An 11,883-nucleotide genomic window follows, 5' to 3' on the forward strand; every position below is an offset into this window, starting at 1 on the left:
ATTAACGAATCTGTATCTGTGAGATTGAGAGAAAAGAAAGGGCTTAAATATCTGAACTGGCAAAAGTCGATAGTTGTCGTTGGAGCTAAAATAAACATACCGGGATTCGCAGTATGCCGGTGCGGTTTATAACACGTTAACGAATTGCCATATTGTTCCAGGGAAGAAGGGGGCATGGTGGAAAATCACCACCACAACTTTACCCTCAGCTTCGAGTTTAGTCAGGAACCCGTTGTAAAACCGGTGGCGCAAAGTGGGAGCCCGATGGCTGCCCACTCATCAAGCGCAGTTAGTGAGATTTTTTCATAAACAACGCGGTGCCTGCGGAGAGCAGGCAGCCAGCCAGAAGGTAAATTGCCACGCTATGCCATTGACCACCTGACAGGGTGACTAAAGAGGCCGCAATAAACGGCGTAAAACCACCGCCAACTACGCTGGCGACCTGATAACCCACCCCTGCGCCGCTGTAGCGATAACCTGCACCAAACATTTCAGTAAACATGGGTTGCTGGACACAGACGACCATATCATGCGCAATATTCGCCAGCATAATTGAGAAGAATATTATCCAGACGAGAGATTTTGCCTCCAGTGCCATAAAGAAAGGAAAGGCACTCAACATACCGATCACCGCACCGATGATGTAAATGCGATGACGACCGAAGCGATCCGCTAAATGGGCAAAGCAGGGGATGGTAAGGCAGCTAAGGCCACCGACCAGCAGACCGATATTAAGGAACAGTTCGCGTGGCAAGCCAAGATTCTGTGTGGAATAACTCAATGCGAACGCGGTAACAATATACATTGTCAGTAATTCACACAGACGCAGTGCGATAATCTTTAAAAACGCACCCGGATGACGCACCAGCGCCTCCATGACAGGTATGCGTGATTTCTTTGATACATCTGCTTTCTGCTGGCGCTCAAATTCAGTGGATTCTTCCATGCCTTTTCGTATCCACAGCGCGGCAAGAACCAGGATCGTGCTGCATAAGAAAGGGATGCGCCAACCCCAGCTCAGAAATTGCTGGTCCGATGTTAAATGACTGATGAGTGAAACCAGTCCGGTGGAGAGTAAAAGTCCCACGCCGTAGCCGACCTGAACACCACTGCTGTAAAAGGCTTTTTTCCGCTCAGGTGCACTTTCTACTGACAGCAACGCTGCACCTCCCCATTCTCCACCAACGGCAAAGCCCTGTATGGCCCGCAATGTGACCAGCAACACCGGTGCATACCAGCCAATGCTGGAAAAGGTTGGCAACAGACCGATAAGGGCGGTGGAAATACCCATCATCCAGACCGTCATCATCAACATACGTTTACGGCCCAGACGATCTCCAAAATGGCCGAAAATTATCCCGCCCAATGGCCGGAACAGAAAGCCGACACCAAAGGTGGCGAATGCAGCGAGTGTTCCCATCGCTGGGCTAATCTGTGGAAAGAATTCATGGTTAAAGACCAGGGCGGCAGTGATGCCGTAAAGCAAGAAGTCATACCAGTCAACCACCGCACCGGCAAAGCTACCCCAGGCAGCACGCCGGGCACGATTCAGAGACGGAGTTTTGTTCATGGCTGATGGTGAAATAAGTGGAGAATCCATAGTTGTCCTGTTTGCACTATTTTTAGTTGTTAGAACGAGCAGCAAGTCATTCTTATCAAAGCGGGCATCATTCAGAGTCGGCCAAGAGACTACTCTGTCATCAGCCAGGATGAAACCCTTATCCTGGGATACTTGCGCGAAGCTGTCTGTGCCATAAGGCTAAGCTGAGAGGGTGTACAAGTTATCCAAATCGGTCATGCAAGTCTTAATTGATTAAAAATAGATAATTATCAACGAGATATAAAAGTGCGCAAAATGATAGTTATGTTAAATACGATATCCGGCTAATCCCGCAACACCACCCCATCCCGTAGCGGCGCGATTCATCGCGCAGGTTTTACGTCACCATCACTGGATATCACACCAGAAATGGCTATCAAGCTGTCAGCTGTAATCGGCAGTACTCCCGCGATGTGGTTACGTATTCAAGCTGCCTATGACCTTGACCGGGCGGAAAAAACTGTCGACCTCTCTGTTTTGAATACAAGTTATAAGCCAGCCCCTTTAAAAGGTGCCAACTGAGCCGATTAAGAGGCTTCAAAGCCACTGTTTCTTAATGACATTCCCGAACTGGGCAGGCTACCTGTTCTGCCCAGATTTCAGGAGTGTTACGTCAAAATATGTTAGCAGTCAGAGCGTTCTCTTTTAAAAACTCACGATTAATCGTGAAGCCCAACCCAGGCTCTTGCGGCAACGTTAACCAACCCTGTTCATGTTCAAGCGGATTCTCGACCAGCGCGGTGCGGAACGGATGTGATGATGTGTCGTATTCGAAAAGCGGTTGGCTGGCATAGAGCGCATAGTGGGTGACCGGGGTTGACGCGATCAGATGCAAAGAAGCGTATTGGCCCACCGCAGTGCCCCAGACATGAGGGTTGACCTGAACGCCGCCTGCCATAGCTAACACGTTAATATGACGTAATGCAGTCACCCCACCCGCCAGGCAGATATCAGGTTGAGCAATATCAATGGCCTGAGATGCAATGAGATCACGGAAGCCAAACAATGAAAATTCCGCTTCACCACCCGCGATGGGAATATCCAGCGCATCCCTCACCCGGCGGTAAGCAACATAATCTTCAGGAATAACCGGCTCTTCCATCCACAGCAAATCGTAATCGGCCAGGGCGCGTCCAAGGCGAATGGCATCATTGGCACCATAGCCGTGGTTAACATCGACCATAAATTTGCTGCGTTCGCCAACGGCTTCCCTGATAGCAGACATCACTTTTACGTCATCATCAACACCAAAGCCCAGCTTCACCTTCATCAGGGAAAAACCGGCTTCACTGTGGCGTATCGCCTCACTGGCCATAGCATCCGCCTGGCCGCGTCCTTCCGTGCGGAAAAAACCTGTCGCATAACATTGCACGCGCTCACGAAACGCGCCGCCAAGCAGTTGCCAAAGCGGCAATCCCGCCGCTTTACCGCAGATGTCCCACAACGCAATATCAACTGCGCTGATGGCCCCCAGCACCACCCCCTTACGGCCGTAATCTCGCGTTTTGACATACATGTCATGCCACAAGACTTCTGTATTGCGCGGATCTTTACCGATGATCAATGGCTTCAGGGCGCTGTTGATGGCGGCGGCAGCGATTTCAGGAGGCTGCAAGCCAACACTGAACGTCTCACCCCACCCCTCGATGCCTTCGTCGGTGGCGATGCGCACCAGCACGGTGGATCGTCCCTGCACCCAGCCTTGTGAGTAGGCAAATGGCCGATCCAGTTTGCTCTTCAGGATATAGGTTTCCACTTCAGTAATTTTCATCTCAGATTACTCCTGCGTAGCTTGTGCCATAAGGGATGAGGATTTTTCTTCGCGGATAACCGGCTTACCGACGAACCAGAAATAAATACCTGCGCCAAGCACAGAGACAACCGCGGAAATCAGAAACACCAGCGTAAAACTGTGAGTAGCATCGACAATCGCGCCAGCGACCAGCGGTGAAACTGTCGCACCGAGGAAGCCACCGAAATTCTGCACTGCGGCGACAGAGGCTACGGTGCCAGGGGCCGTGACTTCGGCTGGAATCGACCAGGCATGCGCGACTACGCCACCATTAAAACCGAGTGCAAACGCCATTAAGATCACCGCGACAGTCAGGCCTGCACCTTCACCGAACATGCCATTAAATGGCAGTAGCGCCAGGACGATAGCCTGTAACACCAGCGCACCAATGATGGTGACCTTCTTGGCTTTAAGTGTGCTCCAGCCGGAACGTTCGGAGAGCTTACCTGAAATCACACCGCTCACGAGATCACCGATGATCGCACCAATCCACGGGACGCTGGCGACCAGTCCTAAAGAGGAAAATTTAATCCCAAACTGGTTAATAATATAAAGTGGGATAAAGACCAGGAAAATCTGGTAAACCCACATATTACAAAAGAAACCCGCCATCATGCCCCACATCGTTTGATGTTTGAATAACTCCCTCCAGGGTAAATTATTTTTTGTAATTATGGGGGTGGCATCATGCTGAATATATTCCCGTTCTTCTTTTGTCAGGGATTTATGTTTCTCAATATCCCGATAGAAGGCGAAAAATATCACTGCGGCAATAATTCCTGCCCCACCGGCAATGAAATACATTTCACGCCAGCCAATTTCTGAAACGATCCAGATCAGTAAAAAGGTAAAGAAGGCCGGTCCTACTTTAAGTGCAGCATCCCAGCTGGCATTGGCGATGCCCTGCTCCTTTTTTGGGAACCAGCGGGTAACAATTTTATTCGTTGCTGGTAAGGAGGGTGCTTCAGCCAGACCGAGCCAGATACGGGCCAGTATAAAGCCAGTAAGCGTATAGGACATACCCATCGCGACTGTCGCGGCACTCCAGATGATCACGGACGCGCCCAACAGGATACGCGGGCTGAAACGATCGACAAACCAGCCGGAAGGTAATTGACCAAATGCATAAGCTAAAGCAAAGGCGCTTCCCAGCAGGCCGATATCCGTAGCGGTGATATGCATTTCAGTTTGCATTACCGGCGCTGCGATAGAAAGCGTCAGGCGGTCAATATTATTAATGATCGCCAGCAGGCACAGTAACCCTAGCACTCCCCAGCGTTGCCGCCCTGGAGGTTTCATGGTCGAGCTTTGTTTTGACAGAGTAAATCCAGACATTTATTTTCTCCTGTAGGGTAGAGAGAATAAGGCTACGTTCTTTATGCCGTAGCCGTTTTATTACGGGAAAATAGTTATTGGTTTTTCATGGCGTCCCAGGCGTGCACCAGATTTATTGCTCTTTGCGAAACCGTTCGTGCGTTATCTCCGGCTTTATACAGATTGCTACCAAGCCCAAAAAAATGAATACCGGCTTGGTGATAATCAATAAACTGCCCAGCTTCTATTCCGCCAACCGCGCCCAATGGGATGTCTGAAGGTAGAACTGCGCGCAGCGCATTGATACCACTGGCCCCCATCACCGATGCCGGAAAGAACTTAAGGCCGCTGGCTCCTGCGGCTATCGCCGTAAAAGCCTCGGTTGCTGTAAACACGCCCGGCAGAGATAACATGCCCCGTGAACGGGTTTGCTCAATGACGGCCTTATCGACGTTGGGACTGACGACGATGCCGCCACCACAGTCAGCCAGTCGGTCGACATCATGTGGGTTCAGCACTGTGCCCGCACCGATGAGAATGTTCGAAGGTAATGTTTTTATCAGCCGAGATATGGATTCAAACGGTTGCGGGGAGTTCAGGGGAACCTCAATGATCTCGATTCCCGCCTCGACCAACGCATAGCCAATATCCACCACTTCGTCGGGTTTAACACCGCGCAGTATGGCGATAAGCCCCCGCTTAGCACCTGATAAATTTAATTCAGACATGGTGTTGCTCCTCCTGCCGCTGCCACAGGGTTTGTGCACTCTGGAACAGCCCGGCGCGTACCGCTTCGTCAGCATCCACCAGGGTGACAGCAAAGCCCGCCAGCGTTAAAGCCTGGCGATAAAGCGCGGTGAGGGAGCCTGATGCAATTAACATTACCTGGCGCTGTGACGTCTGTTGATAGCATGCTGCTACCTCTGCACCAATCAACAATCCCGATAAGCGCGAGGCGCTTGCTGCCGGGGTGCAGTCACTCAGTAAGGTGGTTGAGCGAACAGTGAACAACTGTTGAGTGAGTGATCCCCCACTTAACATCAGCTTCACTGCCGCGATAAACTCCGGAGAGTGTTCATCAATTTCACCGACAGCATCGGCGACCGCGTGGCGCAGGATAGAATGCGTGCTCATCAGGCTGAACAGTTCCCCGGTCATAAACGTGCTAAAACCGGTGACAACCGCATCCTCCAGCGTTATCCATTTGCTGTGAGTGCCGGGCATCACGATCAATCCGTTCTTAAGCTGGCCTGATCGCACTGCACCCAACAACATGGTTTCCTCGCCACGCATGACATCGTAAGTAGGTGAACGTTGGCACACGCCTGGCAAGATGCGGATGTCTCTTTCGCCAGCAATTCTGATCGGTGACAGCAGAAGCTCGTTCACCGTCAGCGGGACCGTGCTGTAACCGGCGTCCTGCCAGCCCTGGCGGGAGCCCGCCATCCCACAAATCAATACCGGCAGGTCGGTTGATGCGCCAAGTTCCGCCAGATGCTGCTCCAGCACGCGTGAAAACGACCGGTCGGCCATACTGCCTAACCCCTGGTGGGTACGCACTTCACTCAGGGTTTTGCCCTGCCCGTCCACCAGCCACAGTCGAAAGCTTGAGGTGCCCCAGTCACAGAGTCCAAATTCCGCAGTGTTGCTCATCTTTATCTCCGGGTTCACATGCTCTGCACCCTGGGTGCAGAGCAAACGGTCAGATACGGCCAAACTCTGCCAGCAGGTCTTCAACGGTTTTGCCCTGCTTCACCCATTCGCGCGTGGCCTGTTCACGCTCAACCTGTTCTTTCGCCAGATTTAAAACGTCTTGCGCATTTTCCAGAGGGATCACCACCACCCCCATCAGGTCAGCCACGATAAAATCGCCAGGTTTTACTAACTGACCGCCGACCGCGATGGGAACGTTGATGGACAGTTCTTCTTTGCGCCCGGAAAACATGGTGTGGGTACCGCGAGGGGTGATCGCCCGGCTCCAGATTGGCCAGTTAATATCTTCCAGTTCATCGGTGTCGCGCCCGGCCCCGTCAATGATCATGGCGCGAATCCCACGATTCTGCGCCAGGCCCCCCATCAGCCCTCCGCAAACGGAGGTATTACCGTCACCGCCGGCATCCACCACGATCACATCACCAGGTTGTCCCATCTCCAGTGCTTTCAATGGATCAACCAGGTCGCCTTTAGAGAGCTGCACGGTAATGGCCTGTCCACAGACTTTGGCGCGGAATGCGGGTTTAATGCCGCTGTCCATCACGCCAGTGCGATATTGCACATCGGCAAAAACCGCAGCAATGGAATAGCTCTGCAATAAAGCGTCAAACTGAGCCAGCAGCTCTGGCTGACGGGTGAAATCATTAAATTGCTTCAGCATGGTCATTTGCTCCTTTGCTGCGAAGCGCAAGGGCTTCGCCATTAACCGGGAATCGTGGTGTTTTGCCTGTCAGCACGCTGGCGACTTCAGTGGCCGCCAACTGGCGTGCGGCACGAATTGATTCTTCGGAGTAGTAGGCCGAATGGGGTGTCACGATGACATTTGGCAGAGAGAAAATCGGGTTGTCCGCAGGATTCCATTGCGCGCGTTTTGCCGGTTCCTCTTCGGGATCGTCCAGTGCTGCACCGGTGATCCAGCCTTCATGCAGTGCGCGGTACAACGCCTGATTATCGATAGTGGGGCCACGTCCGGTATTAATGATTAACGCCCGACGCTTCATGGCTTTGAATTCTGCTTCGCTAAGGAAATGACGGGTATCCGTGGTCATCGGTACCTGCATCATGAAAATGTCGGATTGTGTGATGAGCGTTGCTTTGTTGACCAGTTTCACCTGATGTTGCTGTGCTAATGCCGGATCGATGTAAGGATCGTAGACGATGACATTCACGCCAAAGGCGCGAGCGCGTTCGGCGATTGCCTGGCCAATGCGGCCAAATGAAACAATCCCCATCGTTTGTCCACGCAGGCGATAGACAGGTGCGCCGGATTGCCACTGCCAGATGCCCTGATGTGTGGCGGTATTGTAAGCAAACAGGTTACGGGCCAGAGCCAGCCACATGCTGATGGCATGATCGGCGACTTCCTCGGTGCAGTAATCACGCACATTTGTTACCAATATGTTGCGCTTGGTGGCGGCATCCACATCGACAATATCGACACCGACACCGTAGCGGGCAATCACCTTGCATTGTGTCATGGCGGAGATCACCTTTGCGCCGACACGGGCGTACTGATTCATGATGGCGTCGCAATCACGCGCAGCTTCAACCAGGTCATCCTCAGATTTCGCCTGTAAACCAATAACATCCGCACCTGCGGCATTGAGGATCTCTTCTTCAATGGCGATGTCGCCGTAATCGTAATCAGTAATAACCACCTTAAATCTTCGACTCATCAGACGCTCCTTTAACCAGATTGAGTAGTTTTCGTGACCTGCATTAGCTGCCGGTTTTGAAAAAAACTAACTGAGATCTGGTATACCAGTCAAAGAAAAGTTAAAAAAATGTGACCAGGATTGGTTTTTTAGTGATTACGCAGGAATGGGCCAGGTATCCCTGGCTCAGAAGATCAGGAGGACGTCGTCAGGGAAGCCGCGTCGGCGGCGGCAATGTCTTCAACGCCGATCTCATAGGTTTCGCGGGTACGGCCTAAATGGCGTTCGAGAATGGTCAGAACTTCTGCGTGCGCATCATTTCTGATGGCGGCAACAATGTCACCATGTTCCTGATAAGAAAGGGATGTGTGCTGAGGTTTTGCAGACAGATGGGTACGTAGCGCCGCAATCTTCGCTGCATAACGCACATAAGAGTTGGTCAGGTAAGCGTTGTCACAGAAATCAAAAAAGCGCTGGTGGAAATCATTATCCAGCTCCAGATAACGGCGAAAATCCCCCTCACTCTGAGCGACATCCATTTGTTTAACCACTGCATCCAGTGCATCAGCCAGCCCTTTTGCATTCTGCTGCATAGCCAGAGTGAGTGCCGCGGTTTCAAGAACCTGTCTGAAAGCACAGATTTCGCGGACTTCTCTGGCGCTCAGTGTAAACACCCGCACGCCTGATTGCGGCTTGATCGTAACAAGACCTTCGTTACTGAGCTGGGCAAGCGCTTCACGAACCGGTGTTTTTGAGACATTCAACTCAGCGGCAACCGTGCGTTCGCTAATGGCTGCACCCAACGGAATATCGCCATGAACTATCAGCTTACGAACGTGATCGGTTACCACCGCTGTCAGTGACTTAGGTCGCTCAAAATCTGCCACGGATGACTCCCTGTTGATGGACGAGATGCCACATTTTAGCGAATCAACTCAGGACAACAATCCTTTTACATTTATTACTGGTCAGTCAGAGGTCGTTAAGATGATGTCCGCGGCCCGGATGATCATCCGCCTCGGGGAATACCATCACTTCAACAGATAAGCCAATGAAAGATTATCGTTAAACGTTATCCTGCCAATTTCAGTCAAAAATGCATCCTCTGCATTTTTGTCATGTCTTGCGATACTGTGATAGCTATAGACAATATTAATCACGTCATCTTCAGTGAAGTTATCATTCAGCGCAATACTTGCAGCAATTAGCCACTTTAGTAATAACCATTCCGATATCATCAAATAAAGGTTGGTGAAAAACTCTCTTCCATTCTTCAGTGGGAAAAAATCCTCATACATACGATACTGGATATAGTTACTAAGCAGATGGGGGCGTTCCTGGAACCAGGGGCGTGCTTTATCTTGCCAAATTGTATTTATTCGCTGCATTGTGTCTGCGGAATTGTTGCTTTGCAAATCATGCAGTTTTTGCGAATAAAATCGTAGGGTGGACCACCCACGACCTTCATTTTTTGCACCCAGGTATGTTTGCAGTCGAGAAAGGAGTTCGGATTGTAGCTGATAATTCGGATTTAATTCATCAATGCTTTTTCTAATTTGATCGTTATGAATCGCCGTCTGGATATCCTCGAAATAATTTAAAATATTTCCTTCCGGCTCATTGTCTTTTGCCAGTTTATCACGATAAAAGAATAACAAGATGATACCGTAAAAGCCCGCCTCGATGTCTGAACCGCAGATTAGCATAATGTTGGTGCACATCAGATTGAGCAGACGATCTTGCTCGCTAATGTCAGGTGCATCCAACGCCTCGGGACTTGGTTTGATTTTTTCGCTGTAGAGCATCGCGCCCGGCGTTGTTAACAGTCTTTTTGCCGCCTCCGGGCACGATAAGGTCAGGTTACTTCTGATTTCATATTTATAGCTGGCGTAAAGACGTGGATAGATCGCACAGGTGGTGCTGAGCGCTTTTTCCCCAAGTGACTTATGCACTTTGCACAAGCGATCTTCATCAAGAAAAGTACAGTTACCATTACTTGTTAATTTTATTTTTCCCCAACGACTCTGGCTCTCTTTAGTGGTAATAATATGTTCAACTGCAATGTGACGAATTTCAATTGCTTCGCTCTGCATGTATCGATTTACCGTTGGTTCATCGAACTCAATATCCCATCCTTTGCAGCAATGGTCCGGGCAGGCACTACCCACACATTGAAACTGGTTGAAAAATGCCGGTTCTACAATAACGATCTCTTCCATTAACGCAGCGCTCTCTTCAAAGAAGAAAAAATAACAATGCCCAACGATAGCAACAGGTGAATAAATCGATAGTAGAAAATAATAACCAAATTGCTGCATGTTCTGCTCATAAAATACCGTTTTAGAGCGAGGGATGCCTGTGGATTTGGCGATATAAAAGGCGGGCGCTGTGCCATTTAACTTGTTTTTATCATTATTGGTGAAAAATAAAGACATGGAAAGGGAATTAAAAGCATATAATGTTAAAGATGACAGGCGTCCTATATTTCAGAAAAGAAAATTATTCTTAGCCATTTGGGGCATGCCTGCGGCTTCTGAGTCAATGAAGAATGTTGAAGTCTCTGAATAGCGGGTATACATTTCAGTTTTTCCCAGCTCGAGGCATTGTCTTGACAGGCGTTAGTTGGGATGTGGCCCTTTCCTATCACGAGGGTAGATAATGGATGAACGATGGATGGAAACCGGATGAAGAAAAAACACACTCCAACGCCTCATGACGCAGTTTTCAAGACATTCCTGTCCCACCCGACAATGGCACGGGATTTTATGACTCTGCATTTGCCGCCGAAACTATTGAAGATCTGCGATCTGACAACCCTTAAGCTTGAGTCAGGTAGCTTTGTTGAAGATGATCTCAGGCCTTATTACAGTGATGTTCTTTACTCGCTCAAAACCAGTCAGGGCGATGGTTATGTTCATGTGTTGATTGAACATCAAAGTTCACCTGACAGATACATGGCATTTCGGCTCATGCGTTACGCCATTGCCGCCATGCAACGTCATCTTGATGCCGGAAACAAAATACTGCCGCTTGTGATCCCCATACTGTTTTACCAGGGGAAACGTAGTCCCTACCCTTATCCGGTAAACTGGCTGGAGTTGTTCAGTGATAGTGAAATCGCTGCTGAGCTTTACAGTGGAGATTTCCCTTTAGTCGACATCACCGTCATTCCTGATGATGAAATCATGCAACACCGCAGTATGGCCGCCCTGACTTTGCTGCAAAAACACATTCGCCAGCGCGATCTCAATGAATTTCTTGACCAGTTAGGGAAGCTGATGCTTGAGGAATTTATCACCAGACAACAGGTGCTGGCGCTGGTAAACTACATGCTGCAAACGGGCGAAACGCCCGATGCAGAAGGTTTTATTCGCGAACTGGCCCAACGTTTGCCACAGCATGAGAATGAACTTATGACCATTGCACAACAACTTGAGCAAAAAGGTGAGCAGAAAGGCCTGCAAAAAGGCTTGCAAGAAGGCAAGCAAATCGCTGAGCGCGATACCCGGCTGGAAATCGCCCGCAATATGCTTGAAAGCGGTTTTGAGTGGGCATCTGTCATGAAAATGACCGGTCTTACTGAGCAGGACCGTCAGCATATTAAGCACTAATGATGTTGCCCTGCTATGCGGCAGGGTTTCAGTGGTACATAACTTGCCGCAGGTGTAGTGCTGGTGAATCAGCGTTTCACGCCCCTGTAAAAACTGGAAGCACTCGGTATTGAGCCTTGTGCCGACGATGCCTGGCAGCATTGATCTTTTGTCCGTTATCTTTGCCGGTATGATTAATTACGTCTCCGTCTTACATTG

At 50.0% G+C, this 11,883-nt stretch carries 10 protein-coding genes; 1 reads left to right on the plus strand and 9 read right to left on the minus strand.

The genetic code is table 11. The annotated features are described in order from the left end of the window. Positions 1–289: 289 nt before the first annotated feature. From shiA to fliB, 9 genes are all read right to left on the minus strand, one after another. On the minus strand, positions 290–1,600 hold the full coding sequence (shiA, locus tag AC6I8R_RS25400; RefSeq protein ID WP_021183935.1) for a shikimate transporter: 1,311 nt from the start codon (positions 1,598–1,600) through the stop codon (positions 290–292). A 613-nt stretch (positions 1,601–2,213) separates the two neighbouring features. Beyond that, positions 2,214–3,371, minus strand: a complete 1,158-nt coding sequence (locus tag AC6I8R_RS25405) for a mandelate racemase/muconate lactonizing enzyme family protein (RefSeq protein WP_497833209.1) — start codon at positions 3,369–3,371, stop codon at positions 2,214–2,216. A gap of 6 nt (positions 3,372–3,377) precedes the next feature. Next, entirely contained in the window at positions 3,378–4,727 is a 1,350-nt protein-coding gene (locus AC6I8R_RS25410; RefSeq protein WP_021183937.1) for an MFS transporter, read from the minus strand. Between the two features lie 74 nt (positions 4,728–4,801). After that, complete coding sequence (locus tag AC6I8R_RS25415) at positions 4,802–5,434, minus strand: 2-dehydro-3-deoxy-6-phosphogalactonate aldolase (RefSeq protein ID WP_497833210.1); 633 nt, start codon at positions 5,432–5,434, stop codon at positions 4,802–4,804. After that, positions 5,427–6,359 carry a 2-dehydro-3-deoxygalactonokinase gene (locus AC6I8R_RS25420; protein WP_497833211.1) on the minus strand — a complete coding sequence of 311 codons (933 nt, stop codon included), beginning with the start codon at positions 6,357–6,359 and terminating at the stop codon, positions 5,427–5,429. The genes AC6I8R_RS25415 and AC6I8R_RS25420 overlap by 8 nt, the downstream gene beginning before the upstream one ends. A gap of 49 nt (positions 6,360–6,408) precedes the next feature. After that, positions 6,409–7,080 (minus strand): RraA family protein, encoded by a 672-nt coding sequence (locus AC6I8R_RS25425; RefSeq protein ID WP_244634092.1) that lies wholly within the window; start codon positions 7,078–7,080, stop codon positions 6,409–6,411. After that, positions 7,064–8,095: a C-terminal binding protein gene (locus AC6I8R_RS25430; RefSeq protein ID WP_497833212.1), complete on the minus strand. Its 1,032-nt coding sequence runs from the start codon at positions 8,093–8,095 to the stop codon at positions 7,064–7,066. The genes AC6I8R_RS25425 and AC6I8R_RS25430 overlap by 17 nt, the downstream gene beginning before the upstream one ends. Before the next feature lie 173 nt (positions 8,096–8,268). Then, positions 8,269–8,961 carry a GntR family transcriptional regulator gene (locus AC6I8R_RS25435; protein WP_021183942.1) on the minus strand — a complete coding sequence of 231 codons (693 nt, stop codon included), beginning with the start codon at positions 8,959–8,961 and terminating at the stop codon, positions 8,269–8,271. Positions 8,962–9,105: 144 nt separating this feature from the next. Further along, positions 9,106–10,509 (minus strand): flagellin lysine-N-methylase, encoded by a 1,404-nt coding sequence (gene fliB / locus AC6I8R_RS25440; protein WP_497833213.1) that lies wholly within the window; start codon positions 10,507–10,509, stop codon positions 9,106–9,108. A gap of 249 nt (positions 10,510–10,758) precedes the next feature. On the opposite strand from fliB, the gene AC6I8R_RS25445 reads away from it, so the two are divergent. After that, the gene (locus AC6I8R_RS25445; protein ID WP_497833214.1) at positions 10,759–11,685 is read left to right on the plus strand and encodes an Rpn family recombination-promoting nuclease/putative transposase; all 927 of its coding nucleotides are present in this window, start codon (positions 10,759–10,761) and stop codon (positions 11,683–11,685) included. Positions 11,686–11,883: the final 198 nt, after the last annotated feature.

It is taken from the genome of Pantoea sp. X-Soil-OKNW-713 (assembly GCF_059730685.1).

Bases quoted from the DNA above. Each gene is read 5' to 3' on its own strand.
- shiA (WP_021183935.1), bottom strand. From the start codon at position 1,600: ATGGATTCTCCACTTATTTCACCATCAGCCATGAACAAAACTCCGTCT.
- AC6I8R_RS25405 (WP_497833209.1), bottom strand. From the start codon at position 3,371: ATGAAAATTACTGAAGTGGAAACCTATATCCTGAAGAGCAAACTGGAT.
- AC6I8R_RS25410 (WP_021183937.1), bottom strand. From the start codon at position 4,727: ATGTCTGGATTTACTCTGTCAAAACAAAGCTCGACCATGAAACCTCCA.
- AC6I8R_RS25415 (WP_497833210.1), bottom strand. From the start codon at position 5,434: ATGTCTGAATTAAATTTATCAGGTGCTAAGCGGGGGCTTATCGCCATA.
- AC6I8R_RS25420 (WP_497833211.1), bottom strand. From the start codon at position 6,359: ATGAGCAACACTGCGGAATTTGGACTCTGTGACTGGGGCACCTCAAGC.
- AC6I8R_RS25425 (WP_244634092.1), bottom strand. From the start codon at position 7,080: ATGCTGAAGCAATTTAATGATTTCACCCGTCAGCCAGAGCTGCTGGCT.
- AC6I8R_RS25430 (WP_497833212.1), bottom strand. From the start codon at position 8,095: ATGAGTCGAAGATTTAAGGTGGTTATTACTGATTACGATTACGGCGAC.
- fliB (WP_497833213.1), bottom strand. From the start codon at position 10,509: ATGTCTTTATTTTTCACCAATAATGATAAAAACAAGTTAAATGGCACA.
- AC6I8R_RS25445 (WP_497833214.1), top strand. From the start codon at position 10,759: ATGAAGAAAAAACACACTCCAACGCCTCATGACGCAGTTTTCAAGACA.